Origin of the sequence: Sphingobacterium detergens (genome assembly GCF_003610355.1) — a bacterium.
Lineage (GTDB): Bacteria > Bacteroidota > Bacteroidia > Sphingobacteriales > Sphingobacteriaceae > Sphingobacterium > Sphingobacterium detergens.
Genome location: NZ_RAPY01000007.1, coordinates 73,611 through 99,110, shown reverse-complemented (window position 1 = coordinate 99,110; position 25,500 = coordinate 73,611). Strand labels below are relative to the sequence as shown.

The window sequence follows — 25,500 nt, the reverse complement described above, 5'->3', positions numbered from 1 at the left end:
GTGTGATAGAATTGGATCAATCTGTCAATATTAAACTGAATAGATGAAAAAGCTTGTTTTTCTTACAATGCTACTGTGCAGTACGCTTTTATCTACTTTTGCATTACAGCAGAGCGGGGCATCAATCAGTTCCATTGACAGTCTACGGAATGTATTCAATACCGTTAAGAACGATAGCGTGAAGGCCAGAGCAGCGCTATTATTGGCAAATAACCTCATGTTTGAGCAGAAGGATACCGTCGCTGCGACAGGTTATCTGGGGGCAGCACAGAAATTGTGTACAACGAAGCCTTACCTGAAAGCACTATACACCTATTATAGTGCCTCCCATATCTTTATGACTGCGGGTGAAACTGATGAATGCTTACAGCTGTATAAACAGGCTGCGGTAATGCTCGAGAAATTTAAGACTAAGGAAGCTTATGAATTCTGGGTGAAGGCTTGGTGGAATTACGCCATGATCATCGATCATAAAGATGATCGGAAAGGTATGGTACGGATCCAGGTTGATAAAATAATTCCCGAAGCAATTAAGCAAAAGGACTATAATCAAGCTGCTAAATCCTACCAGTCGATTGGCTTTGCTTTTAAGGAAATCGGCGATCAGGAAAAAGGAATCTATTATTTCAAAAAAGGGCTTGAGCTCTATGAAAAATATCCCCTGTCAAAAGAGAGACATGCAATATCACTACTAAACTTGGCACGTGAATATGTTGAATCTCGCGAACTTAACTTAGCGAAATCCTATCTGTTAAAATCGGAGCAAATTCTGGATACGCTACAGGAGTCCTTAGCTCACCTAAACTATGGTGAGACAGCCAGCATGTATTATTGTGCGAAAAATGATTTCACGAAGGCCCTCGAGGTTGCCGAGAAAGCACTGAAAATTGCAGAACGACTAAATATGCCTTATGAGATCGGCATGATGCATTATCAGAAGTTTAATATCTATTTTAGTTTGGAAAAATATGAACTGGCATTGAAGGAGCTTAAGATTGTCATGCGGGATATGCCTTATGATATGACAAGTAACATGCAGCAATTTGCCAAGGATTTGTCTGATACCTATGCCAAATTAAAGGATTACCCCAATGCTTATAAATGGCTGGGAAAACATGTTGCCATTAAAGACAGTTTGGCCCAAGCGGCTTATAAAAGTGAAATAGCTGGTCTTGAAACCAAATTTAGAACGGCCGAGAAGAACGAGAAGATCATGAGATTGGAGTTTGAACAGAAGCAGACGGTACTTCAACAGAAAAATCAGCGTTTGTATAATTATATATTGGGTATATTTTCTTTGGTATTGTTGTTTTTGCTCGGTTTGTCTGTTTATTTATATCGTCAGCATAGAAAGAGGTCGCAGCGCGATATGGAACTGTTGGCGCAGCAGCAAGAACTTCGGGTGACCAAAGCACTATTGGAAGGGGAGGAACTGGAACGTCATCGGGTTGCCCGTGATTTGCATGATGGCCTTGGTGGCCATTTGACGGCGATGAGACTCCAGATCTCTTCCGAAGGGAATCTGCCTGTATTGGATGGGATAAAATCTCAGCTGGATCAGATGATTGCTGATGTCAGGTTGATCGCCCACAATATGATGCCAGAAAACTTATCACGCTCGGGGCTATTGGTTGCACTTGAAGATCTCTGTACTTCGATGCAGCATGGTGCTGTTGCCATTGAGTTGCAGTGCAATGGCCTGTCCAACAATATTGCGGAGAATATGCAGGTCAATATTTATCGTATTATTCAGGAGTTGATCAACAATGCCATTCGACATGGGAATGCCGATCAAATCATTGTGCAATGCCTGCAAAACGAGCAAGGCTTTTTGATCGGGGTGGACGACAATGGGAAAGGATTTGATGTGGAGGCCGTTGTGGAAGCTAACGGGGGAATGGGACTTAAAAATGTACAAATGAGAGTTGAATATTTAAATGGAAAAATGAACATCTTATCACAGCCAGGGGCGGGAACAAGTGTCAATATCGAAATACATGTCTGAGCAGCAAAAAACATTGGCTATCTTGGACGATCATCCAATTGCCATCGAAGGGATCAAATCATTTTTAAAAGAAAATCTATCCTATGACCGGGTACTAGGGTTTTCGCTGGGACAGGCGCTGACCGATTTTTTGAAACAGGATCAGGTAGACCTACTCTTATTGGATATCGCTTTGCCTGATGCGAATGGTATCGATCTCTGCGGCGAACTCAAAAAGAACCATCCTGAGCTTATCATCGTTGGCTTTAGTAATCATATGGCGCGCAATAGCATACTACAGATGCTTGCCAATGGTGCTGCTGGATATATCTTGAAAAGTGCTGATGCGGAGGAAATTATTACTTGTATTCAGAAAGTTTCTCAAGGTAACATGGCCTTATGTGGGGCAACACAACGGATCATAGCGGCCTCCCCAACCCGACAACTACCCTCATTGACAATGCGCGAGAAGCAAGTGTTACAATTGTTGGCAGAGGGAAAGACAAGTGCACAAATTGCCGAGAAACTATTCTTAAGCCCATTAACGGTGGATACTTATCGAAAAAATCTGATTCAGAAATTTGCCGTAAAAAATACCGCAGAACTGTTGACAATATTATTTAAGGAAAATTTGCTCTAATTCAATAGGAGCAGGGATACCCTAAAATTAGGAGGGTAAATTACCCTATTTCGTGGTATTGTCCTGTGTACAGTGTATTTCTACTTTTGCTTATATAGATATGCAAAAGATGAAAACAATAAACAAAAACCTAATGATCCTTTGCCTAGTGGCAATGGTTGCAATGATCTTTGTCGGATGTAGCAAAGATAAGAATGAGCCAATAGTCTCAGGAAAAATAGATGCCATTGTAGGCACGTTTAAAGGAAAGATGGTCATCGGTGGGGATGCTGAATATTTTAATGCGATTATCACTGTTACCAAAGTTGATGATGGCAAGGTGAAAGCAACAGTGAAAGCAGGGGAGGCGTACAGTAGAGCTACAGCAAAAACATTCCCTGTACAGAATGTTTCCAATATCCATGTTTCCGGTCAGGGACCTATGGGGGGAATTACTTATACAATTGATGATAAGAATATCCAGATCACTACGGAGGCTGAGGCCAGTGGTGATGTAGTATACCTCTTCCAAGGGACAAAACAATAGCCATCGCTGCTCTAGGGGCTTTTGGTAATAAAAGATCACGATCCATGTATTTGGATCGTGATTTTTTGTTTTGTCATGCTGTTTTAATCAATATCATTTAGTTTAAAAATATGGAATAACTCGTACCTTTACCCTTATGACCGACATTCAGAAACGATTCGACCGTATCCTTGCTATCTATATGCACTTACAGGCAAAACCTGTGGTGACAGCCGCTGCGCTGGCAGAAAAATATGAAGTAAGCCTACGGACAATCTATCGTGATATCCGATCCCTGATGCAGGCTGGAATACCTATTTATGGCGAAGCCGGAAATGGTTACTCTTTGGTTGAGGGGTATAAGATGCCGCCATTGCAATTTAGCCGCGAGGAGGCCTTGAGTTTTGTCGCCGCAGAGAAATTGGTCGAAAAGTATACAGACAAGAATCTCGCGCACCATTTTACGACAGCAATGCTCAAGATGAAAGCTATTTTGAGAGGGAATGAAAAGGAACATGTTGCTCTGGTCGGAGATAACTTTTTAGTACGGGGAGAACGTCATCAATTCAATGAGAAATTAACGCATGGAACCAATACACTTATTGAAAGTATAGCGGCGAAAAAATGCGTAGAAATCTATTATTCCAAACCGTCTGACAAAACCCCAGAAAAACGTGAAATCGAAGCAGTTGGTATTTTTGTGGAAAGTAAGTTTTGGTATATACTTGCTTTTTGTAAACTCCGAAAGGATTATAGGCAATTTCGTCTGGACCGGATCAGCAATATCCGGATACTCGCCGACGATTTTGGGAAAGACCATCCTGAACTTTCATTTTTTCTGAATAAGAAACATGAAATGCCAACAACCAAAGTGGTGGTTCAGGTGGACAAGGAAATGGCGCGATATATGGAATGGGATCGCCATTACTTTGGATTTCAAAAAGAAGTGGTTACTGATAGTTATGTTGAAATGCACTTTGAAAGCATTCATGTTGAAGGTGGATTTGCACGCTGGTACCTGATGTTTGCTGATAAAGGAAAGATTATAGAGCCGGAATCACTAAAAGGAACCGTAAAACGATTGCTGGCGGCCGCAATCGAACAGGTTTAATCTGAGGTTAGGGCCCCTGGTGTTCTCCATCACGACATGACTAAAAAGGATACTTGCCCGGTATCTGAGTTGACCCCGAACAAGTATCTTTATATTGTATGGATTTTAAGATGTCAGTGATAATAACATGGTAGGTCTCCAATACTATCTAGCGCGTCTTCGACTAGTAATACTAGTATCTCCTATCTCAAATCTAATATCTCTCATCTAACAATTAGTCCCGCTCCCAGAAAAATGGAGGTTGGATACCCAACAAACGTAAATAGACAAATCCTTGACCACGGTGGTGGATCTCATTATCGATGAAATAGAATATACTGTGGATGATCGGCGAATTGTATTGTCCGAACAGGTTAAATTCTTCGGAGAAACGTTCTGTTGGAATCTTGTCGAATAATGCGCTGATCTGCGGAGTGGCCTCGTCCCAAGCTTGTAACAGTTGAGCCTTGGTTGTATAGCTAAACTTCTCATTAAGCTCACCGCTTTTATTATTGACAATTTCCTGTAGCCCCGGGACAGCAATGCCCAAAAGCTCCTGGATCATTTCGGCAAATGTCCGCATGCCCTCTACTTTATAGTTGAAAAGTGCTTCTTCGGGAAATTTTTCGATTGCTTGTCTTGTTAAGTTTCTGTGGCCCAGCCAATGTGCAAGTAGTTCGTTCTTGGAAATGATTTCTGTTTTCATGATTATCGTATTAAAGTATTTAAATTTTAGTCTATACTAAGCGTCTTGCGTTGTTAAGACAATTCAAAATTAGCTGATCCAATGACAGCTGTGTGGCAGCAGGAAAATAGAAATATTAGTTTTTTATATTTTTTGTGCGGGCTGTTATGATCGGGAACAGGAGCTGTATAAATGGAGGAATAAAAACTGATAACGGAGTAAAGTAGAAAATAAAAAAAAATAATTCACTAATTATTTGACAGTTATAAAAATGTTTGTAACTTTGCAGTCCCTTAATGGGAATAGTGTGTCTTGAGCGAAGCCCTACTGCTTCGAAGGACTTTTAATTAATTAATTTACAACATGTCAGGTATTATTGGAAAAAAAGTAGGAATGACGAGCCTGTTTAACGCTGATGGGAAAAATATTCCTTGTACAGTGATTCAGGCCGGGCCGTGCGTGGTTACGCAGATACGTACGGAAGAAAAGGATGGCTACTCGGCAATTCAACTTGGTTTCGACGAAGCTAAGGAGAAAAACACGACAGCTCCTTTGAAAGGGCACTTTGCGAAAGCAAACACAACGCCTAAGCGTAAGTTGGTAGAGTTTAAAACTTTCCCAGATGCAAAACAACTTGGTGACGTAGTTGACGTTACACTTTTCGAGGAAGGCGAATTCGTAGATGTAGTTGGTACTTCAAAAGGTAAAGGTTTCCAAGGTGTAATGAAACGTCATGGATTTGGTGGTGTAGGTGGTGCGACTCACGGTCAGCACAACAGATTACGTGCTCCAGGTTCATTAGGTGCTTCATCATGGCCTTCACGCGTATTTAAAGGTATGCGCATGGCTGGTCGTACAGGTGGTGACAGAGTTAAAGTTCAAAACTTACAGGTGTTGAAAGTTTACGCTGAGCAAAACCTTATCGTTGTTAGTGGTTCCATTCCAGGAGCTAAAGGTTCTTATGTAATCGTAGACAAATAGTAGAGATGGAAGTTAAAGTTTTAAATTTATCAGGTAAAGAAACAGGTGCCAAGGTGCAACTTCCTGAGTCGGTATTTGGGTTAGAGCCTAACGATCATGCGATCTATTTGGATGTGAAACAATACTTAGCGAACCAACGCCAAGGAACTCACAAATCTAAACAACGTAATGAAATCGCGGGTTCAACTCGTAAATTACACAAACAAAAAGGTACTGGTGGTGCTCGTGCGGGTTCTATCAAATCTCCATTGTTTAATGGTGGTGGTCGTGTATTCGGTCCTCAACCTCGTGATTACTCGTTCAAATTGAACAAAAAATTGAAACAAGTAGCACGTAAATCAGCGTTATCTTACAAAGCTCAAGATAACAATGTAGTTATTTTGGATGCAGTTCAATTTGATTCTTGCAAAACAAAAAACTATGTAGCTTTAGTAAACGCGTTGAACATTGCTGACGAAAAAACTTTATTGGTTTTGCCAGCATATGATAAAAATGTTTATTTATCAAGCAGAAACTTGAAAAAAGCAAAAGTTATTGTTGCTTCTGATTTAAATACATATGATGTATTAAACGCAACAAAATTATTGTTGACTACAGATTCTGTTAAAACTTTGGAGGAAGCATTAGCTAAGTAATATGGAAATTATCAAAAAACCTATCTTGACTGAGAAAGCTTCATTGTTAACGGAAAAATTAAACCGTTACGCTTTCAAAGTAGATCACAGAGCAAACAAAATCCAGATTAAATCAGCTGTTGAAGCTATGTTCGGTGTTACAGTTCTTGCTGTAAACACTGCGGTTGTAGCAGGTAAAGCAAAAAGCCGTTACACAAAAGCAGGTTTCGTATCTGGTAGAGCTCCTAAGTATAAAAAAGCTATCATTACTATTAAAGATGGCGAAACTATTGACTTTTACAGTACTATATAATTTAAGATGGCAGTTAAAAGATTCAAACCGGTAACCCCTGGTACTCGTTTCAGAATAGGCGCAGATTATTCTGATGTTACTACAAACGTTCCTGAAAAATCGTTAGTAGTAAAAATCAACAAGAAATCAGGTGGTCGTAATAACTCCGGTAAAATGACTATGCGTTATCTCGGTGGGGGACATAAAAAAGTATACCGATTAATTGATTTCAAACGCGATAAAAAAGATATCCCTGCAAAAGTAGCTACTATTGAGTACGATCCAAATCGTACTGCTCGTATTGCTTTGTTGCACTACGTAGATGGTGAAAAACGCTACATCATTGCTCCAGCTGGTTTAAAAGTTGGTCAAACTGTAGTAGCAGGTGATAAAGTTGCCCCAGAAGTTGGTAATACATTACCATTAGCAAACATTCCATTGGGTTCTATCATCCACAACATTGAATTAAATCCTGGTCAAGGTGGTTCAATTGCTCGTTCGGCTGGTACTTATGCTCAATTGTCTGCTCGTGATGGTAAATATGCCATCATCAAATTGCCTTCAAGCGAAACACGTATGATCTTATTGACTTGTGTTGCTACAATTGGTTCAGTATCGAACCATGAAAGATCTAACCAAGTGTTAGGTAAAGCAGGTCGCAAACGTTGGTTAGGTCGTCGTCCAAGAGTTCGTGGTGTTGCAATGAACCCAGTAGATCACCCTATGGGTGGTGGTGAAGGCCGTACTTCAGGAGGTCACCCACGCTCACGTACAGGTGTATTAGCTAAAGGCTTCAAAACACGTTACAAGAAGAAAACATCGAATCGTTACATCATTGAGAGAAGGAAAAAATAATGGCTCGTTCAATTAAAAAAGGTCCTTATATCGATCACAACTTAGAAAGAAAAGTTCTTTCTATGAATGAAACTAACAAAAAGTCAGTTATCAAAACATGGTCTCGTAGATCAATGATTTCACCTGATTTTGTTGGCCATACCTTCGCAGTGCACAACGGGAATAAATTTATCCCTGTTTATGTAACAGAAAATATGGTAGGTCACAAGCTTGGTGAATTCGCGCCTACGCGTACATTCAGAGGCCACGCAGAAAAGAAAAAATAATAGGTAATGGAAGCAACAAAAAAACTTAAAAAGTCTGTCTTAATTAGACAGCGCAAAGAGCAAGAGAAAGCTCAACAAGGTGGAGCTTCGGATGCCAAATTATTGAACTGCCCTACTTCGCCTCGTAAGATGCGTTTAGTGGTAGACTTAATTCGTGGTCAGCGTGTTGAAAATGCATTATACATTTTGAAACACTCTAGTAAAGAAGCTGCTGCTCGTGTAGAAAAATTATTATTATCTGCAATCAAAAACTGGGAAGCCAAAAACGAAGGTAAATCAGTGGAAGAAAGCGAACTTATTGTAAAAGAAGTATCAGTAGGTGGAGGTCGTCAATTGAAAAGATTGCGTCCAGCTCCTCAAGGTCGCGGATACAGAGTTCGTAAACGTTCAAATCACGTTACGTTGGTAGTTGATAGCAAATTAAACGTTGAACAAAACTAATTTATTGAGAAATGGGACAAAAAGCAAATCCAATAGGTAGCAGATTAGGAATCATCAAAGGTTGGGATTCTAACTGGTTCGGAGGTAAAAACTATTCCGATAAATTAGTTGAAGACGAAAAAATCAGAAAATATCTTTCTGTTCGTATTGCAAAAGGTGGTGTTGCTAAAGTTGTTATCGAAAGAACTTTAAAACGTATCACTGTTACAATTCACACTGCTCGTCCAGGTATCGTTATCGGAAAAGGTGGTCAAGAAGTTGACAAGATCAAAGAAGAGTTGAAAAAGCTGACTAAAAAGGATGTTCAAATCAACATTTTCGAGATCAAACGCCCTGAGTTAGATGCTAAGTTAGTAGCTGAAGGTGTCGCTAAGCAATTAGAGGCGCGTATTTCATTCCGTCGTGCAATGAAAACTTCAATTGCTTCTACAATGCGTATGGGTGCAGAAGGTATCAAAATCATGTGTTCTGGTCGTTTAGGTGGTGCTGAAATGGCGCGTACTGAACAATACAAAGAAGGAAGAACTCCTTTACACACATTGCGTGCTGATATCGACTACGCTTTAGCTGAAGCATTGACTACATACGGTAAAATCGGTATCAAAGTTTGGATCTGTAAAGGTGAGGTTTACGGTAAACGTGACTTATCTCCAAACATTGGTCAAGCATCAGGTGTAAAATCACGTGGCAACCACGAAGGTGGTGGCGAACGTCGTGACAACCGTAACAACAAAGGTGGTCGCGGTGGAAACAACCGTGGTGGAAACAACCGTGGTGGAAACAACCGTGGCGGAAATAACCGTGGTCCGAAAAAAGATTAATAGAGTTTATTTAGATTACAACAAAAACCTGCTGAGGAAGCAGATTTAAAAAGTATACGAACATGTTACAGCCAAAAAGAACGAAGTTCAGAAAGATGCAGAAAGGCCGCATGAAAGGTAACGCTTCTCGTGGAGCGGAGTTAGCTTTCGGTTCTTTCGGTATCAAAACAATGGAGCAAGCATGGATCACTAGTCGTCAAATCGAGGCAGCTCGTATTGCGGTTACACGTTATATGAAACGTGAAGGTCAAGTTTGGATTCGTATTTTCCCTGACAAACCTGTTACGAAAAAACCTGCAGAGGTACGTATGGGTAAAGGTAAGGGTGCTCCAGAATACTGGGTAGCAGTAGTACGCCCAGGCCGTATGTTATTTGAAGCAGAAGGTGTGCCTTTGGAAATTGCCAAAGAAGCTTTACGCCTTGCAGCTCAAAAACTTCCGGTTCAAACTAAGTTTGTGATTCGTAGAGACTACGTTGAAGCATAAAAATCTTGGTAATGTCATCATTTAAGCGTTAGGGCCGTTACCCCTAACGCTATATATAAACGGATGATAACCCAAATAACAACTGAAAAAACATGAAAAATTCAGAAATTTTAGAATTATCTAATGAGGACCTAGCAGCTCGTCTAGTCGAGGAGAAAACGGCCCTTACAAAATTGAAATTTGCACATGCTGTTTCAGCTATTGAGAACCCTAACGTGATCAAAGCAGCACGCAGAGCTATCGCCCGTATTAGTACAGAGATCAGTGCACGCAAAGCTGCAGCTAAAAACGAAACAGCCTCTGAGGCGTAAAAATTAAGTCGAAATGGAAAGAAATTTAAGAAAAACAAGAATCGGCTTAGTAGTTAGCAACAAAATGGACAAATCTATTGTAGTAAGTGTTGAGCGTAAAGTAAAACACCCTATCTATGGTAAGTTCGTTAAAAAAACTACTAAATTTAAAGCTCATGACGAAACTAATACCTGCGGTATCGGCGATACGGTATTAATCATGGAAACTCGTCCGCTGAGTAAAACGAAAAACTGGAGATTAGTTGAAATTATAGAAAGAGCTAAATAACATGGTACAACAAGAATCAAGACTTAATGTAGCTGACAATAGCGGTGCTAAAGAAGTTTTAGTAATCCGTGTATTGGGCGGTACGCGTAAGCGTTATGCATCAATCGGAGATAAGATTGTTGTATCGGTGAAAAGCGCTATGCCTTCAGGAAACGTGAAAAAAGGTTCCGTTTCTAAAGCAGTAGTAGTTAGAACGAAAAAAGAAATCCGTCGTAAAGATGGTTCTTATATCCGTTTTGATGACAACGCCGCTGTATTATTAAATAATAATGATGAGCCACGTGGCTCACGTATCTTTGGCCCTGTTGCCAGAGAGTTGCGTGAGAAACAGTTCATGAAAATTGTATCACTAGCACCGGAGGTTTTATAATTATGGCAATCAAGAAAACAAAAACGACTACGCACAAAATCAAAATTAAAAAAGGTGATTTAGTGAAAGTTATCGCTGGTAACTCTAAAGGTGTTCAAGGAAAAGTATTAACTGTTTTAGTGGATAAAAATAGAGCTATCGTTGAAGGCGCTAACATCGTAAAAAAACACACTAAACCAAGTGCAGCTAATCCTAATGGTGGTATCATTGAGAAAGAAGCTGGTATTCACATCTCTAATTTAGCTGTTATCGATCCTAAAACGGGTGAAACTACTCGTGTAGGTCGTAAGTTAAATGCAGATGGTAAATTAGTTCGTTACGCTAAAAAATCAGGGGAGGAAATTAAATAATGACTTACGTACCAAGATTAAAAGTGAAATATGCGGAGGAAATCCGTAAAGCACTTCAAGAAAAATTTCAGTATAAAAGTATTATGCAGGTTCCTAAACTTGAGAAAATCGTTGTTTCACAAGGCGTAGGAGCTGCAACAGCTGACAAAAAATTAATCGATAACGCTATCGCAGAATTGACTTTGATTACAGGTCAACAAGCTGTTGCTACAAAATCGAAAAAAGATATTTCAAACTTTAAATTGCGTAAAGGTATGCCTGTAGGGGCACGTGTTACTTTACGTGACAACAACATGTTTGAATTCTTGGATCGTTTGGTAGCAGTATCGCTTCCACGTATTCGTGACTTCCGCGGTATCAACGATAAAGGTTTTGACGGACGTGGTAACTATAACTTAGGTATCACTGAACAAATCATTTTCCCTGAGATCAACATTGATAAAATCAACAAGATCCAAGGTATGGATATCACTTTCGTGACTTCTGCTCAAAATGATGTTGAGGCTTTAGAATTGTTGAAACAGTTCGGTTTACCATTTAAAAATCAAAATACTAATAACAATGGCTAAGGAAGGATTAAAAGCACGCGAAGTAAAACGCGCTAAATTGGTAGCTAAATATGCAACAAAACGTGCAGAATTAAAAGCTGCTGGCGATTACGTTGCATTAGATAAATTACCTAAAAATGCTTCTCCGGTACGTTTACACAACCGTTGTAAATTGACTGGCCGTCCTAAAGGATATATGCGTCAATTCGGTATCTCTCGTGTAACTTTCCGTGAGATGGCTTTAGATGGCAAGATCCCAGGGGTGAAAAAAGCTTCTTGGTAATTAAAAAAAAATACTTAATTTTGCCCGGGCAATTCTACTAGGGATTGCCGGGGTTTTTGCATTTTAAAATTGTTTAACAGATAGAAGGTCCCATACCAATGGTTGGGAGGGAAACCGCTGTCACAAATTTTCATATATAATGACTACAGATCCAATTGCGGATTACCTTACACGAGTAAGGAATGCCATCAAGGCCAACCACAGGGTTGTTGAAATTCCTGCATCGAACCTTAAAAAAGAAATCACTAAAGTTCTTTTTGACAAAGGTTACATTGCTAATTACAAATTCGATGAGAATGGCGTACAGGGTACGATCAAAATCGCATTGAAATATAACCCAATTAGCAAAATTCCGGCTATTCGTACGTTGACACGTGTGAGTAAACCTGGTTTAAGAAAGTATGCAAGCGTTGATACTATGCCTCGTGTTTTGAATGGTTTAGGTATTGCTATCTTGTCAACATCTAAAGGTGTAATGACAGATAAAGAAGCTAGACTTCAAAATGTTGGTGGTGAAGTTTTATGTTACGTTTATTAATCTAGGTAAAAACACAAAGAAATGTCAAGAATTGGAAAAGCGCCTATCGCTATCCCTGCTGGGGTAACTGTTACTATTTCGGACAAAAACTTAGTTTCAGTAAAAGGTCCTAAAGGCGAATTAACACAACAAGTTGACCGTGACATCACTATTGCTCAAGAAGAAGGCAATATCGTCGTGACACGTCCAACTGATCAAAAGAAACACAAAGCATTACACGGTCTATACCGTTCCCTGTTGAACAACATGGTTCAAGGTGTGACTGAAGGTTACAAAACTACTCAAGAGTTAGTCGGTGTAGGTTATCGTGCTACAAGTACAGGTAATGTATTAGAGTTAACTTTAGGTTTCTCTCACCAGATTGTTTTTGTATTGCCAAATGAAGTTAAAGTATCAACTACTGCTGAAAAAGGTAAAAACCCTACAATCACTTTAGAATGTGCTGACAAACAATTGATCGGTCAGATCGCGGCAAAAATCCGTGGCTTCCGTAAACCAGAACCTTACAAAGGAAAAGGTATCAAGTTTGAAGGCGAAGTGTTGAGAAGAAAAGCAGGTAAATCAGCTAAAAAATAATAATCATGGCAGGACAAAAAGCATCTCGTAGAGAGAGAATCAAAAAAGGAATCAGAAAAAACCTTGCTGGAACGTCTGAACGTCCACGTTTATCGGTTTTTAGAAGTAACAAAGGTATCTATGCGCAAATCATTGATGACAATGCAGGTAAAACATTAGTTGCTGCATCTAGCTTGTCAAAAGATTTTGTTGCATCTGGTAACAAAGTTGATCAATCTAAAGCTGTAGGTAAATTGGTTGCTGAAAAAGCAGTAGCAGCAGGTATTAATAAAGTAGTTTTTGACCGTAATGGGTACTTATACCATGGCCGTATCAAATCTTTGGCTGAAGGTGCTCGCGAAGGCGGTTTAGACTTTTAATCTTAGAAAGAAATGGCATTAAGCAATATAAAAAGAGTAAAATCAAGCGAAATTGAATTGAAAGATCGCTTAGTAAGTATCCAACGTGTAGCTAAAGTTACTAAAGGTGGTCGTACTTTCAGCTTCTCTGCAATTGTTGTAGTAGGTGATGAAAACGGTATCGTTGGTTACGGTTTAGGTAAAGCGAAAGAGGTAACTGAAGCTATCACTAAAGGTATCGACGACGCAAAGAAAAATTTAGTGAAAGTTCCTGTAATCAAAGGTACTGTTCCTCACGCGCAATATGGTAAATATTCTGGTGGTTCAGTTTTGATTAAACCAGCTGTAGGTGGTACAGGAGTTTTGGCAGGTGGTGCAATGCGTGCAGTATTGGAGTCTGCTGGTATCAAAGACGTATTGGCTAAATCATTAGGTTCTTCTAACCCACACAACGTGGTAAAAGCAACTGTAACTGCTTTAGCAAACATGCGTGATGCATATACAGTGGCACAACACCGCGGTGTCGATTTGAATAAAGTATTTAACGGTTAATTATCATGGCAAAAATCAAAATCACCCAGATAAAGAGCGTTATCGACAGAAGCGAGCGCCAAAAGAAAACTATTGAGGCATTAGGTTTGAAAAGAATCAACCACTCAGTAGAAGTTGAAGCTACTCCATCAATCATTGGAATGGTACGTAAAGTAAACCATTTAGTAGCTATCGAAACTATTTAATATTAGCATATGGAAAGGGTCTTTGGGCTCTTTCCATTACTTGTTATTAATAATAATTATTTTTTAATCGCTAGTACCTGTTTAGTGAGAGCGAAGGGCTAGCACAATTTAGTTTAAAAATGAACTTAAGTAATTTAAAACCTGCAAAAGGTGCAGTAAAAGGTAGCAAACGTATCGGTCGTGGTACTGGTTCTGGTCGTGGTGGTACTTCTACACGTGGTCACAAAGGTGCTGGTTCTCGTTCAGGTCACTCTACGAAAATCGGTTTCGAAGGTGGTCAGATGCCTTTGCAACGTCGTGTACCTAAATTTGGTTTCAAAAACATCAACCGTGTTGAGTACAATGGTGTCAACCTAGATACTTTGCAAGCGTTGATCGAGAAATTCAATTTGACAGCTGTAGATTTCGATGCATTGAAAGCTCATGGATTAGTGTCTAAAAATGACAAAGTAAAAATCTTGGGTCGCGGTGAATTGAAAGCTAAAGTTGAAGTAACAGCGCACGCGTTTACTGCTTCTGCTCAAAAAGCTATCGAAGCTGCAGGCGGTTCTATCGTTAAAATTTAATAAATGAAGAAACTAATCACAACCTTAACCAATATTTGGAAAATCGATGATTTACGTACGCGTATTCTAAATACCTTACTTTTTCTTTTGATTTACCGTATTGGATGTCACGTGGTATTACCAGGTGTAAATCCTCAGGCTTTGGCTTCCGGTCAAAAAGAGGGTTTATTGGGCCTATTGGATATGTTTGCGGGGGGCTCGTTCTCTCGTTCAGCTATCTTTGCGTTAGGGGTAATGCCATATATCTCGGCATCCATTGTTGTTCAATTGTTGGGCATCGCGGTTCCTTACTTCCAAAAGATGCAGAAAGAAGGGGAAAGTGGTCGTCAAAAAATGAATCAAATTACTCGCTATTTAACATTAGGGATTACTTTGCTTCAGGCTTTTGCTTATGTACGTACTCAGATCGAGCCAAGTGCTAAGACAATCGCTGACCCATTGTTCACTATTCTGACTGCCATAGTTTTGACAGGCGGTACTTTATTTGTGATGTGGTTAGGGGAAAAAATTACTGATAAAGGTATCGGTAATGGTATTTCTTTGATCATCATGACTGGTATTATCGCTCAATTGCCAAGTGGTATCACTGCGGAATGGGTTTCTAGAATGGCGAAAGGTGGTGGTGGTCCAATTCCATTGTTGCTTGAATTTGTGGCTTTGTTTTTCGTTGTGATCTTTACGATCTTGATCGTACAAGGGGTTCGTAAGATTCCTGTACAATACGCGAAGAAAATTGTTGGAAACAAGCAAGTCGGTGGAGTACGTCAGTATATACCGTTAAAGGTAAATGCTGCAGGTGTAATGCCGATCATTTTTGCACAGGCAATTATGTTTGTGCCGATGAGTTTAGGACAGTTCTTCCCAAATCTTCAGTCGGAATTTTTGACTTCGTTGAGTAACTATACTTCTGTAGCGTACAACGTGACTTTTGCGGTGTTAATTATCGCATTTACGTTCTTCTATACAGCGATCATGGTTAATCCACAACAGATGTCAGATGACATGAAGAAAAACGGAGGTTTTGTTCCAGGTATTAAACCGGGATTGGAAACTAGTAATTTTATAGACCGCGTAATATCAAATATTACATTTCCAGGTGCAATTTTCCTAGCGATCATTGCTATTCTACCTGCTATTGCAAGTTTGTTTGGTATTAATAATCAATTTGCGCACTTCTACGGAGGTACGTCCTTATTGATTTTAGTAGGTGTGGTGTTGGATACTTTGCAACAGATCGAATCTCATTTATTGATGCGTCATTACGATGGATTGATGAAAACAGGTCGTATTAAAGGTCGTTCGGCCGCGTCTGTTGAGGGAATGGATCATTCGGCAATTTAATTTCTTTAGATGTCTAAAGTATTTTATAAGTCAGCAGATGATATAGAGCAATTGCGGAAGTCAGCAGATGTGCTTTCGCAATTGCTTGGTGAAATCGCAAAAGTGATTAAACCTGGGGTAAAAACTATATCTCTTGATAAATTAGCTTATGAGTATATTCATGATAACGGTGGAACGCCAGCGTTCTTAAATTATCATGGATTTCCATACTCTTTGTGCATCTCTGTCAACGATCAGATTGTACACGGTTTTCCTAGCGATTACGAAATTAAAGATGGTGATCTTGTTTCTGTCGATGGGGGTGTCAATTTGAACGGTTTTATCAGTGATTCAGCCTACACTTTTGGTGTTGGTGAAATTTCTGAGGAAGCGCAATTGTTGTTGGATGTCACAAAGGAATCATTGTACAAAGGTGTTGAACAGGCTGTGGCCGGTAAACGTGTTGGGGATATTTCCTCTGCGGTTCAAGAGTACGTGAGCAAATTCGGTTTCGGAATTGTGCGCGAACTGGTCGGACATGGCGTTGGATATCATTTACATGAGAAACCTGAGGTTCCGAATTACGGAAAACGTGGCGCAGGTCCAAAATTGGAAGAAGGTTTGGTTATTTGTATCGAACCGATGATCAATGCAGGACGCGCAGGTGTTCGTTTTTGGGATGATGGTTGGACTGTAAGTACAGTAGATGGGAAGTTATCGGCGCACTTCGAACAGATGGTTGCAATCCGAAAAGGAGAACCAGATGTGTTGCTGACATTCGAACATGTAGAGAAAGTTTTGAACAAAAAGTAGTTGGTTTTCAATTATTTTTATTTATCTTTGCACTCCTGTTCGCAGGCTTTTAAATTAAATTTAATCGAGAATATATGGCTAAACAAGCCTCAATAGAACAAGACGGTATAATTAGAGAGGCACTTTCTAATGCTATGTTTAGGGTAGAATTGGAAAATGGACATGAAATCATTGCCCATATTTCTGGTAAAATGCGTATGCACTATATCAAAATTTTACCTGGGGATAAAGTTAAATTGGAAATGTCTCCGTATGATTTGACTAAGGGAAGGATCACTTACCGCTATAAATAGTCGTAAGCCTTTTAATTAGCGCAAGCTTTTGAAAAAATAAATATCATGAAAGTAAGAGCATCAATAAAAAAACGTAGCGCGGACTGTAAGATCATCCGTCGTAAAGGTAAAGTTTTTGTAATCAACAAAAAGAACCCTAAGTTTAAACAACGTCAGGGTTAATTCATTAAAAAAATAATAGCTTAATATTATATGGCAAGGATAGCAGGTATTGATTTACCTAAAAACAAAAGAGGTGTGATCGGCCTTACCTATATTTTTGGTATCGGTCGTACAAGAGCTGAATATATCTTGGAAAAAGCTGGTATCAGCGAAGATGTGAAGGTACAAGAGTGGAATGATGAGCAATTGGCAGCAATTCGTAGCATCATCAACGACGAATTGAAAGTAGAAGGTGCATTGCGTTCTGAAGTTCAATTAAACATCAAACGTTTAATGGATATCGGTTGTTACCGTGGATTGCGTCACCGTAAACACTTACCAGTTCGTGGTCAACGTACTAAAAATAACTCACGTACTCGTAAAGGTAAACGTAAGACAGTTGCAAACAAGAAAAAAGCTACTAAATAATAAATAAGAAATGGCTAAAACTAAAAAAGCTGCAAAAAAGCGTATCGTTGTTATTGAACCTGTAGGTCAGGCTCACATTAACGCAACGTTTAACAATATCATTGTAACTTTGACTAACAATCAAGGACAAACTATTTCTTGGTCTAGTGCTGGTAAAATGGGTTTCCGTGGTTCTAAAAAGAACACTCCATACGCTGCTGGTCAGGCTGCACAAGATTGTGGAAAAGTTGCTCATGATTTGGGTTTACGCAAAGTTGAAGTGTTTGTTAAAGGACCTGGTGCTGGTCGCGAATCGGCAATCAGAACATTACAAACTGTAGGAATCGATGTGACTACTATCAAGGATATCACTCCACTTCCTCACAACGGTTGTCGTCCTCCAAAACGCAGAAGAGTTTAATTAATTTAAAGATAAGATTCATCGGCTATAGGCTGATAGATACTTTAATTGTAAAAGAAAATGGCTAGATATACAGGACCTAAGTCCAAAATTGCCCGTAAATTTAGAGAGCCGATCTTCGGCCCAGATAAAGCGTTAGAAAAGAAAAATTACCCTCCTGGACAACATGGAGCTTCTAAACGCAGAGGTAAACAATCTGAATACGCTATTCAGTTGTTAGAAAAACAAAAAGCAAAATACACTTACGGTGTATTGGAGCGTCAATTCGCAAACTTATTTGTTAAAGCTGCCTCTAAACAAGGTATTACAGGTGAGATCTTCTTGAAATTACTAGAAGCTCGCTTGGACAACGTAGTTTACCGTTTAGGTATTGCTACTTCTCGTGCCGCTGCTCGTCAGTTGGTATCTCACAAACACATTACTGTTAACGGAAGTGTTGTTAACATTCCATCATATAGCTTGCGTCCAGGTGACGTTGTAGCAGTTCGTGAACGTTCTCAAACTCTTGAAGCCATCTCAAATTCAGTTGCAGGTCGTACTGTAAATAAATTTTCTTGGTTAGAGTGGAATGCGAAAGAATTGACAGGTACTTTCTTAAGCTATCCAGAAAGATCTGATATTCCTGAAAACATCAAAGAGAACTTAATCGTTGAGTTATACTCTAAATAATAAATAAAATAGAAGTATGCATAGTCCATTTTTGGGGTATGCATCTTTCTATTGTATTACAATTATTATTACAAATAAAACATTAAAAGAAAATAAATGGCAATTTTAGCATTTCAAAGACCGGATAAAGTTATCATGCAAAAATCTACGGATTTTGATGGTACGTTTGAATTTCGTCCATTGGAGCCTGGTTTTGGTGTAACCATTGGTAATGCTTTGCGCCGTATTCTATTGTCCTCGTTAGAAGGATATGCAATTACGTCGATAAGGTTTTCTGGCGTTTCGCACGAATTTTCAACGATCAAAGGTGTTGTTGAAGACGTAACTGAAATTATCTTGAACTTGAAACAAATCCGTTTCAAAAAAACAGGTGAGATTGGCGACAACGAAAAGGTATTTGTAGTAATCAATGGTCAAGAACAATTCTTAGCTGGTGATATCACAAAATTCTCTAATAACTTTACTGTCTTAAATCCAGACTTAGTAATCTGTAACATGGATAACGCAGTGACAATTGAATTGGAATTGAGTATTGCTAAAGGTCGTGGATATGTAAATGCAGATGAGAATAAAGTGACTGACGCTCCAGTAGGTGTTATCGCTATCGATTCGATCTTTACTCCGATCAAGAATGTTAAATATACCATTGAGAATTACCGTGTAGAGCAAAAAACTGACTACGAGAAATTGTTGTTAGATATCTCTACAGATGGCTCAATTCACCCCGAAGAAGCTTTAAAAGAGGCTGCTAAGATCTTAATTCAACACTTTATCTTATTCTCTGATGAGAATATGCTTCTTGAGTCACAAACGAAAGAAGAAACTAAAGTAGTCGATGAAGAAATCTTGCATATGCGTAAGATTTTGAAAACTGAATTAGTAGACCTTGACCTTTCAGTGCGTGCATTGAATTGTTTGAAAGCTGCTGATATTCGCACATTAGCTGAGTTGGTAACTTACGACGTAGCTGATATGTTGAAATTCAGAAACTTCGGTAAAAAATCGTTAAGTGAAATCCAAGAATTGGTTAAATCTAAAGGTTTATCATTCGGAATGAACTTAGCAAAATATAAATTAGACGAAGAATAATAATTTATTAAGCGACCACTATATGTAATTCCTCTTGAAATCGATTGCTGAAGAAGATAGGCATATTGCCTTTGAAAAGTTTAGCAATTTAGGTAAAACAAGAACGGTATATATAGTATAATAAAATCAAAATGAGACACGGAAAAAAAGTAAATCACTTAGGCCGTACGGATAGCCATAGAAAAGCAATGTTGGCTAACATGGCAACATCATTAATCCTACACAAACGTATTACTACGACTTTGGCTAAAGCTAAAGCATTGCGTACATACGTTGAGCCTTTGATTACTAAATCTAAAAACGACACAACACACTCTCGTCGTACAGTATTCGCTTATTTGAAAGATAAAGACGCAGTTTCTATCTTGTTCCGCGAAATTTCTGAAAAAGTAGCTAACCGTCCAGGTGGTTACACTCGTATCATCAAAATGGAAAACCGTTTAGGTGATAACGCAGAAATGGCTTTCATCGAGCTAGTTGATTACAACGAAATCTACGGTAAAAAAGCTGCTGCAGCTGAGAAAAAAGCTACTCGTCGTCGTGGCGGTGCTAAAAAAGCTGCTGCTCCTGCTGAAACTGACGCTCCTGCGGAAGTAAAAGCTGAAGTAGAAGGTGAAGAAAAAGTTGACGGAGAATAATATTGTTCCCGTTATCATAGAAAAAGTCCTCTTTTTAAGGGGACTTTTTTTATTTTATGACCATTCCTACCGTTATAACTGATATATTTGTAATGCTAAAATCTGATAGCTTTTTCTAATACAAGCTATTTCGTTTATCAATCTATAATTCATTAAGATGAAACCATTTGATGTTTATCCCATTAATCCCATTAACATAGTTAAAGCTAATGGATCTACGGTGTGGGATGCCGAAGGAAATGCTTATTTGGACTTGTATGGTGGCCATGCCGTGATATCGATCGGACACACGCATCCACACTATGTGCAACGTATTACAGAGCAGTTGAATCGTATCGGATTCTATTCTAATTCTGTTGAAATTCCAATTCAGCGTGAACTTGCACGATTGCTTGGCAAAGTATCTGGTAAGGTTGATTATGACTTATTCCTTTGTAATTCTGGCGCTGAAGCGAATGAAAATGCATTGAAGCTTGCTTCTTTCTATAATAAGAGAAAAAAGGTAATTGCATTCTCTAAATCTTTCCACGGTAGGACGTCGTTGGCTGTAGCTGCTACGGACAACCCGAGTATTGTTGCGCCTATTAACGAAACAGAGAACGTTGTTTTTCTTCCTTTCAATGATGAGGATGCACTAAAGGAAGCATTTTCAGCTTATGGTGATGAAATATCTTCTGTTATTATCGAAAGTATTCAAGGTGTTGGTGGAATTAGGGAAGCATCCGTTGCCTTTCTTCAATTGATCCGCTCACTTTGTGACCAATATAATGCCGTATTTATTGCTGATGAGGTACAATGTGGCTATGGTCGGACAGGTTCCTTCTATGCACAGGATTATTCTGGAGTAGATGCAGATATTTACACGATGGCGAAGGGAATGGGAAATGGTTTTCCTATCGGTGCAATCAGTATCTCTCCCAAGTTTAAAGCTTCCCATGGTAGTTTGGGGACAACCTTTGGCGGCAACCATCTGGCTTGTGCAGCAGCTTTGGCTGTTTTGGAGGTCATTCAACAAGATCGTTTGATGGAGAATGCGAATGCTGTAGGACAGTATCTCATTGACGAACTAAAGAAAATTGAAGAGATTGTAGAGGTGAGGGGTAGAGGATTAATGATCGGAATTGAACTTCCAGCATCTTTGGCACATGTAAAGAAAGATCTTTTGTTAAAGAATCGTATTTTTACGGGAGAGGCTAAACCGAATGTTATTCGATTGCTTCCAGCATTGAATATTACCAAAGAGCATGCTGATCAATTTTTATTGGCATTAAAAGAACATATAAAGGCGGTCGTAGTCGCTTAAAGATAATAGATGAAATAGTCCAGATTGGCCTTCTGATATCGGGTAAGATCAATCTGAGTTGTTCCATCAGCATAAATAAACAAAGTGGGTAGCACAGTGTGTTGTGTCATAGAAAATACCCCCATAAATGATTTATATATAGATGAAAAAGTTTTTCTCTGTAAAAGACGTGTCCAGTGTAGCAGATGTTGTCCAGGAGGCGTTAGCGCTAAAAGCGGCACCTTATGATAATCAAGATCTTGGTAAACATAAGACCTTGGGTCTTGTGTTTTTGAACCCTAGCTTGCGTACTCGTCTGAGTACCCAAAAAGCGGCGATGAACTTGGGGATGAATGTGATGGTCATGAACATGGACAAAGATGGTTGGGCATTGGAAACACAGGATGGTGTTGTGATGAACGGCAGTACTGTTGAGCATATCCGCGAGGCGGCAGCGGTCATGGGCGAATATTGCGATATACTTGGATTGCGATCTTTTCCGAAGCTAAAGGACCGAGAGGAGGACTACAGCGAGGATCTATTCAATAAATTTATTAAATATTGTGGTGTCCCTGTTGTTTCTTTGGAAAGTGCCACACGTCATCCATTACAGAGTTTGACGGATATCATTACCATTACCGAGCATAAGAAGACGGCGAAACCAAAGGTTGTATTGGCTTGGGCTCCGCATGTGAAAGCTTTGCCACAAGCTGTGCCGAATTCCTTTGCAGAGTGGATGTGTAAGGCACAGGAAGAAGGGCTTGTAGAGTTTACGATTGCACAACCTATGGGTTATGAACTGAGCAAGGATTTTACAAAGGGAGCTACGATTTCAACGAATTTAAATGAAAGCCTGAAAGACGCTGATTTTGTTTATGTGAAAAACTGGTCATCCTATCAGGAATATGGTGAGGTATATACGGTAGACGAGGATTGGATGATGGATAATGAAAAGCTGTCTTTGACAAATGATGCGAAGGTTATGCATTGTTTGCCTGTAAGACGGGATCTGGAGTTGTCATCTGAAATCTTGGATGGACCGAACTCGTTGGTTATTAAAGAGGCAAGTAATCGTGTCTGGGCAGCTCAGGTTGTTTTAAAACGAATGCTGGAAGATCTAGTCTAAGACCGATCTTTTGATTATTGAGAAACTATTTTTATTTGGGAAAAGTTGCGTAATGGCTAATAGTGTATTAAATATTATAAAAATTGGCGGAAATATTATCGATGATGAGCGTCTGTTAGATTCTTTTTTGGAGAAATTTTCTGCATTGTCTGGGAAGAAGATCCTAGTGCATGGCGGTGGTAAAATTGCAACACGGTTGGCAAGTGAGCTTGGTGTACAAGCTCAAATGGTTGAAGGCCGTAGAGTGACTGACGAAGATATGCTGCGTATAGTCACGATGGTATATGCAGGATTAACAAATAAAACCATCGTTGCCAAATTACAAAAATTGAAATGTGATGCTGTAGGTTTAACTGGTGCTGATGGGGATGTGATAAAGGCTATAAAACGCCCTGTCAAGGATATTGACTATGGTTTTGTAGGGGATTTATTGCATGATTCTGTGAATACACTGGCGATAAAAAAATTCCTGGAAGCGGGTTTTATTCCTGTGTTCTCTGCCATCACTCATAATGGTTTAGGACAGCTGCTTAACACCAATGCAGATACCATTGCCTCTTCGTTAGCGGTCTCTCTGGCGTCTTTATATGAAACGTCATTGGTCTATTGTTTCGAGAAAAATGGTGTATTACGCGATGTGACAGATGAAAACTCGGTTATACCAACGATTAAATCCGAAGAATTTGAATATCTCAAAGAATCGGGAATTGTCAATGATGGTATGATTCCGAAACTACAAAATGCATTTAATGCAATAAATAAAGGTGTTCAGGAGGTATATATTGGTCATGCCAATAATTTGCACTTATTCCAACAAGGACAGTTTGGTACCTGCTTGACATTAAAGTAATCATGTAATCTAATCTAAACCCAACTATGAAAAAGGTCACTATTATCGGAAGTGGCAATATCGGTCTATCCTTGGCAAAGGGGCTTGTAAAAAGCGAATTTGCCAGTGCTGCTGATATTACATTGACCCGCAGAAATCTGAATGCTTTGGCTGAAGAGGCAAGCCAAGGATTCTCGGTAAGTAATGATAATAAAGCTGCTGTTAAAGGCGCTGATATTATTGTCTTCGCCATACTACCACAGCAGTTAAAAAAGGTATTGGTCGAAGTTGCTCCCGAAATAGATAAGAAAAACCAGATTTTTGTATCCATTGTATCTGGCGTTTCATGTGCTGACCTGAAAGCAGTGTTGGGTGAGGATGCAACTGTAATACGCGCTATGCCGAATACGGCAATCGCGATTGCTCAGTCGATGACTTGTATTGCGAGCGATAATGCTTCGGATGTTAGCCTTGCTGAGGTAGAGAAGATGTTTGAGACCGTTGGATCAGTTGTCGTTATCAATGAAGATCTAATGACTTCGGCAACTGCTTTGTGTGCCTGTGGAATAGCCTTTTTCCTGCGTGCTATCCGAGCAGCGTCTCAAGGTGGGGTTGAAATAGGTTTCCATGCACATGATGCCTTGAAAATGGCCGTTCAAACAGCTAAAGGTGCTGCGGATCTATTGTTGCATACGAATGCTCATCCAGAAGGTGAGATTGATAAAGTTACTTCGCCGAAAGGATGTACCATTGCGGGATTGAATGAGATGGAACATAATGGTTTTAGTTCTGCATTTATCAAGGGAATAAAATTGTCTGCGGATAAAGCAGGAGGATTATATCATGAAGGATAAAGATAGCTTATTTCAGGATAGTCTAGCTTTATTGAAACAGTTGATCGCTGTATCTTCCCTAAGCCGGGAGGAAATGTTGACAGCAGATCTGATTGAGGCCTTTTTCAAAGAACGGTATGTTAAGACCTTCAGGAAGGGAAACAACGTTTGGGTATATAATGCGCATTACGCATCAAATAAGCCAACGATCCTGCTTAATTCGCACCATGACACAGTGAAGGCTAACCCTGGTTATACCCGTGATCCATTGGTTCCTACGGTAGAGGAGGGGAAGCTCTATGGCTTGGGTAGTAATGATGCAGGCGGGTGTTTGGTGTCACTGATTGCCACCTTCTTGTATTTTTACGAAGAGAAGGATTTAAAATATAATTTTTGTCTGGTAGCGAGTGCTGAAGAGGAAATCTCAGGTCGAAACGGTATTGAATCTGTCTTGGAAGATATTGGAACGATTGATTTTGCAATCGTTGGTGAGCCAACACTGATGGATCTTGCCGTAGCCGAAAAAGGGCTGATGGTATTGGACTGTAATGCAATAGGAATAGCAGGCCATGCCGCTCGTAACGAGGGTGATAATGCGATTTATAAAGCAATTAAAGATATTCAATGGTTTAAGGATTATGCTTTTGAAAAAACATCAGCGACCTTAGGCCCGATCAAAATGTCAGTGACGATGATTCAAGCTGGATCGCAGCACAATGTAGTCCCGGCCAACTGTAGTTTTGTCGTCGATGTAAGGACCACTGATGCTTATACCAATGAAGAAACCTTAGCGATAATCAAGTCCCATGTCTCTTCGGAAGTTTCGGCTCGTTCTACGCGTTTGAAATCTTCTTCTATTCCGGAAGAACATCCTATTGTCCAAGCAGGAATAACGCTTGGCCGTAAACTATATGGCTCTCCGACGATGAGTGATCAAGCGCTTATTCCGGTACCTTCTTTAAAGCTGGGGCCAGGGGATAGTGCGAGATCGCATATGGCGGATGAATTTATCTATATTGATGAAATTAGGGAAGGAATTGATTTGTATATAGCGATGCTACAAAAGATCGTATAAAAAAAGCTTCCAACTGTTG

39 protein-coding genes are annotated in these 25,500 nt (G+C 39.5%); 38 read left to right on the top strand and 1 reads right to left on the bottom strand.

All coding sequences use genetic code 11. From position 1 onward, the window contains the following. Positions 1-43: 43 nt before the first annotated feature. The 4 genes from DFQ12_RS24940 to DFQ12_RS24925 all read left to right on the top strand — a co-directional run bounded on the left by DFQ12_RS24940 (position 44) and on the right by DFQ12_RS24925 (position 4,240). Positions 44-2,005, top strand: coding sequence for a tetratricopeptide repeat-containing sensor histidine kinase (locus DFQ12_RS24940; RefSeq protein WP_120261743.1), 1,962 nt, complete (start codon positions 44-46; stop codon positions 2,003-2,005). After that, positions 1,998-2,624, top strand: a complete 627-nt coding sequence (locus DFQ12_RS24935; RefSeq protein ID WP_120261742.1) for a response regulator — start codon at positions 1,998-2,000, stop codon at positions 2,622-2,624. The genes DFQ12_RS24940 and DFQ12_RS24935 overlap by 8 nt, the downstream gene beginning before the upstream one ends. A gap of 109 nt (positions 2,625-2,733) precedes the next feature. Next, positions 2,734-3,150 (top strand): hypothetical protein, encoded by a 417-nt coding sequence (locus tag DFQ12_RS24930; protein WP_147420473.1) that lies wholly within the window; start codon positions 2,734-2,736, stop codon positions 3,148-3,150. Positions 3,151-3,286: 136 nt separating this feature from the next. Next, positions 3,287-4,240 carry a helix-turn-helix transcriptional regulator gene (locus DFQ12_RS24925; protein WP_120261740.1) on the top strand — a complete coding sequence of 318 codons (954 nt, stop codon included), beginning with the start codon at positions 3,287-3,289 and terminating at the stop codon, positions 4,238-4,240. Positions 4,241-4,454: 214 nt separating this feature from the next. On the opposite strand, the gene DFQ12_RS24920 is transcribed toward DFQ12_RS24925, so the two are convergent. Further along, positions 4,455-4,925: a DinB family protein gene (locus DFQ12_RS24920; RefSeq protein WP_120261739.1), complete on the bottom strand. Its 471-nt coding sequence runs from the start codon at positions 4,923-4,925 to the stop codon at positions 4,455-4,457. Positions 4,926-5,267: 342 nt separating this feature from the next. Here DFQ12_RS24920 and rplC point away from each other — a divergent pair, with 342 nt between their 5' ends. The 34 genes from rplC (at position 5,268) to DFQ12_RS24750 (ending at position 25,481) form a co-directional block, all read left to right on the top strand. Beyond that, a complete protein-coding gene (gene rplC / locus DFQ12_RS24915; protein ID WP_104385215.1) occupies positions 5,268-5,885 on the top strand; it encodes a 50S ribosomal protein L3 in 618 nt (205 codons plus the stop codon). Positions 5,886-5,890: 5 nt separating this feature from the next. Further along, the gene (gene rplD / locus DFQ12_RS24910) at positions 5,891-6,520 is read left to right on the top strand and encodes a 50S ribosomal protein L4 (RefSeq protein WP_120261738.1); all 630 of its coding nucleotides are present in this window, start codon (positions 5,891-5,893) and stop codon (positions 6,518-6,520) included. 1 nt (position 6,521) lies between these two features. Beyond that, the gene (gene rplW / locus DFQ12_RS24905) at positions 6,522-6,812 is read left to right on the top strand and encodes a 50S ribosomal protein L23 (RefSeq protein ID WP_120261737.1); all 291 of its coding nucleotides are present in this window, start codon (positions 6,522-6,524) and stop codon (positions 6,810-6,812) included. A 6-nt stretch (positions 6,813-6,818) separates the two neighbouring features. Then, a complete protein-coding gene (gene rplB, locus DFQ12_RS24900) occupies positions 6,819-7,646 on the top strand; it encodes a 50S ribosomal protein L2 (protein ID WP_120261736.1) in 828 nt (275 codons plus the stop codon). Continuing rightward, positions 7,646-7,912 carry a 30S ribosomal protein S19 gene (gene rpsS / locus DFQ12_RS24895; RefSeq protein ID WP_002997495.1) on the top strand — a complete coding sequence of 89 codons (267 nt, stop codon included), beginning with the start codon at positions 7,646-7,648 and terminating at the stop codon, positions 7,910-7,912. The genes rplB and rpsS overlap by 1 nt, the downstream gene beginning before the upstream one ends. A 6-nt stretch (positions 7,913-7,918) precedes the next feature. After that, entirely contained in the window at positions 7,919-8,353 is a 435-nt protein-coding gene (rplV, locus tag DFQ12_RS24890; protein WP_077438121.1) for a 50S ribosomal protein L22, read from the top strand. A gap of 11 nt (positions 8,354-8,364) precedes the next feature. Continuing rightward, positions 8,365-9,174, top strand: coding sequence for a 30S ribosomal protein S3 (gene rpsC, locus DFQ12_RS24885; protein WP_120261735.1), 810 nt, complete (start codon positions 8,365-8,367; stop codon positions 9,172-9,174). A gap of 62 nt (positions 9,175-9,236) precedes the next feature. After that, positions 9,237-9,659: a 50S ribosomal protein L16 gene (rplP, locus tag DFQ12_RS24880; protein WP_046674870.1), complete on the top strand. Its 423-nt coding sequence runs from the start codon at positions 9,237-9,239 to the stop codon at positions 9,657-9,659. A 92-nt stretch (positions 9,660-9,751) separates the two neighbouring features. Continuing rightward, the gene (gene rpmC, locus DFQ12_RS24875; protein WP_108636200.1) at positions 9,752-9,970 is read left to right on the top strand and encodes a 50S ribosomal protein L29; all 219 of its coding nucleotides are present in this window, start codon (positions 9,752-9,754) and stop codon (positions 9,968-9,970) included. A gap of 13 nt (positions 9,971-9,983) precedes the next feature. Next, positions 9,984-10,238, top strand: a complete 255-nt coding sequence (gene rpsQ / locus DFQ12_RS24870) for a 30S ribosomal protein S17 (RefSeq protein WP_046674872.1) — start codon at positions 9,984-9,986, stop codon at positions 10,236-10,238. A 1-nt stretch (position 10,239) separates the two neighbouring features. Continuing rightward, complete coding sequence (gene rplN / locus DFQ12_RS24865) at positions 10,240-10,608, top strand: 50S ribosomal protein L14 (protein WP_104385212.1); 369 nt, start codon at positions 10,240-10,242, stop codon at positions 10,606-10,608. Positions 10,609-10,610: 2 nt separating this feature from the next. Continuing rightward, complete coding sequence (gene rplX, locus DFQ12_RS24860) at positions 10,611-10,958, top strand: 50S ribosomal protein L24 (protein WP_104385211.1); 348 nt, start codon at positions 10,611-10,613, stop codon at positions 10,956-10,958. Beyond that, positions 10,958-11,527, top strand: coding sequence for a 50S ribosomal protein L5 (gene rplE, locus DFQ12_RS24855; RefSeq protein WP_046674875.1), 570 nt, complete (start codon positions 10,958-10,960; stop codon positions 11,525-11,527). Before rplX ends, rplE begins: the two co-directional genes overlap by 1 nt. After that, positions 11,520-11,789, top strand: coding sequence for a 30S ribosomal protein S14 (gene rpsN / locus DFQ12_RS24850; protein WP_120261734.1), 270 nt, complete (start codon positions 11,520-11,522; stop codon positions 11,787-11,789). Before rplE ends, rpsN begins: the two co-directional genes overlap by 8 nt. A gap of 139 nt (positions 11,790-11,928) precedes the next feature. Continuing rightward, positions 11,929-12,327, top strand: coding sequence for a 30S ribosomal protein S8 (gene rpsH, locus DFQ12_RS24845; protein WP_046674876.1), 399 nt, complete (start codon positions 11,929-11,931; stop codon positions 12,325-12,327). Positions 12,328-12,348: 21 nt separating this feature from the next. Beyond that, positions 12,349-12,903 carry a 50S ribosomal protein L6 gene (rplF, locus tag DFQ12_RS24840; protein ID WP_120261733.1) on the top strand — a complete coding sequence of 185 codons (555 nt, stop codon included), beginning with the start codon at positions 12,349-12,351 and terminating at the stop codon, positions 12,901-12,903. 5 nt (positions 12,904-12,908) lie between these two features. Beyond that, entirely contained in the window at positions 12,909-13,262 is a 354-nt protein-coding gene (rplR, locus tag DFQ12_RS24835; protein WP_120261732.1) for a 50S ribosomal protein L18, read from the top strand. 12 nt (positions 13,263-13,274) lie between these two features. Further along, complete coding sequence (rpsE, locus tag DFQ12_RS24830; protein ID WP_104385209.1) at positions 13,275-13,793, top strand: 30S ribosomal protein S5; 519 nt, start codon at positions 13,275-13,277, stop codon at positions 13,791-13,793. A 5-nt stretch (positions 13,794-13,798) separates the two neighbouring features. Beyond that, positions 13,799-13,978 carry a 50S ribosomal protein L30 gene (gene rpmD / locus DFQ12_RS24825; protein WP_046674880.1) on the top strand — a complete coding sequence of 60 codons (180 nt, stop codon included), beginning with the start codon at positions 13,799-13,801 and terminating at the stop codon, positions 13,976-13,978. A gap of 119 nt (positions 13,979-14,097) precedes the next feature. Next, positions 14,098-14,544 carry a 50S ribosomal protein L15 gene (rplO, locus tag DFQ12_RS24820; RefSeq protein ID WP_120261731.1) on the top strand — a complete coding sequence of 149 codons (447 nt, stop codon included), beginning with the start codon at positions 14,098-14,100 and terminating at the stop codon, positions 14,542-14,544. Positions 14,545-14,547: 3 nt separating this feature from the next. Continuing rightward, entirely contained in the window at positions 14,548-15,885 is a 1,338-nt protein-coding gene (secY, locus tag DFQ12_RS24815) for a preprotein translocase subunit SecY (RefSeq protein WP_108636196.1), read from the top strand. A 9-nt stretch (positions 15,886-15,894) separates the two neighbouring features. Further along, positions 15,895-16,677 (top strand): type I methionyl aminopeptidase, encoded by a 783-nt coding sequence (map, locus tag DFQ12_RS24810; RefSeq protein WP_104385207.1) that lies wholly within the window; start codon positions 15,895-15,897, stop codon positions 16,675-16,677. 74 nt (positions 16,678-16,751) lie between these two features. Next, a complete protein-coding gene (infA, locus tag DFQ12_RS24805) occupies positions 16,752-16,970 on the top strand; it encodes a translation initiation factor IF-1 (protein WP_002997456.1) in 219 nt (72 codons plus the stop codon). A gap of 45 nt (positions 16,971-17,015) precedes the next feature. After that, a complete protein-coding gene (gene ykgO, locus DFQ12_RS24800) occupies positions 17,016-17,132 on the top strand; it encodes a type B 50S ribosomal protein L36 (protein WP_013665024.1) in 117 nt (38 codons plus the stop codon). Positions 17,133-17,162: 30 nt separating this feature from the next. After that, on the top strand, positions 17,163-17,540 hold the full coding sequence (gene rpsM, locus DFQ12_RS24795) for a 30S ribosomal protein S13 (RefSeq protein ID WP_120261730.1): 378 nt from the start codon (positions 17,163-17,165) through the stop codon (positions 17,538-17,540). A gap of 10 nt (positions 17,541-17,550) precedes the next feature. Continuing rightward, positions 17,551-17,940 carry a 30S ribosomal protein S11 gene (rpsK, locus tag DFQ12_RS24790; protein WP_046674885.1) on the top strand — a complete coding sequence of 130 codons (390 nt, stop codon included), beginning with the start codon at positions 17,551-17,553 and terminating at the stop codon, positions 17,938-17,940. 60 nt (positions 17,941-18,000) lie between these two features. Further along, positions 18,001-18,609: a 30S ribosomal protein S4 gene (gene rpsD, locus DFQ12_RS24785; protein WP_120261729.1), complete on the top strand. Its 609-nt coding sequence runs from the start codon at positions 18,001-18,003 to the stop codon at positions 18,607-18,609. A gap of 96 nt (positions 18,610-18,705) precedes the next feature. Next, positions 18,706-19,698, top strand: a complete 993-nt coding sequence (locus DFQ12_RS24780; RefSeq protein WP_077438111.1) for a DNA-directed RNA polymerase subunit alpha — start codon at positions 18,706-18,708, stop codon at positions 19,696-19,698. 131 nt (positions 19,699-19,829) lie between these two features. Further along, a complete protein-coding gene (gene rplQ, locus DFQ12_RS24775) occupies positions 19,830-20,336 on the top strand; it encodes a 50S ribosomal protein L17 (RefSeq protein ID WP_120261728.1) in 507 nt (168 codons plus the stop codon). A gap of 157 nt (positions 20,337-20,493) precedes the next feature. Further along, positions 20,494-21,639, top strand: coding sequence for an aspartate aminotransferase family protein (locus DFQ12_RS24770; protein ID WP_120261727.1), 1,146 nt, complete (start codon positions 20,494-20,496; stop codon positions 21,637-21,639). 142 nt (positions 21,640-21,781) lie between these two features. After that, positions 21,782-22,744 carry a Rossmann-fold NAD(P)-binding domain-containing protein gene (locus DFQ12_RS24765; protein ID WP_120261726.1) on the top strand — a complete coding sequence of 321 codons (963 nt, stop codon included), beginning with the start codon at positions 21,782-21,784 and terminating at the stop codon, positions 22,742-22,744. 52 nt (positions 22,745-22,796) lie between these two features. Then, complete coding sequence (gene argB / locus DFQ12_RS24760; RefSeq protein ID WP_120261725.1) at positions 22,797-23,594, top strand: acetylglutamate kinase; 798 nt, start codon at positions 22,797-22,799, stop codon at positions 23,592-23,594. A 26-nt stretch (positions 23,595-23,620) separates the two neighbouring features. Continuing rightward, the gene (gene proC / locus DFQ12_RS24755; RefSeq protein ID WP_120261724.1) at positions 23,621-24,427 is read left to right on the top strand and encodes a pyrroline-5-carboxylate reductase; all 807 of its coding nucleotides are present in this window, start codon (positions 23,621-23,623) and stop codon (positions 24,425-24,427) included. Next, the gene (locus DFQ12_RS24750; RefSeq protein WP_120261723.1) at positions 24,417-25,481 is read left to right on the top strand and encodes a M20 family metallo-hydrolase; all 1,065 of its coding nucleotides are present in this window, start codon (positions 24,417-24,419) and stop codon (positions 25,479-25,481) included. Before proC ends, DFQ12_RS24750 begins: the two co-directional genes overlap by 11 nt. The last annotated feature ends 19 nt before the right edge of the window (positions 25,482-25,500 follow it).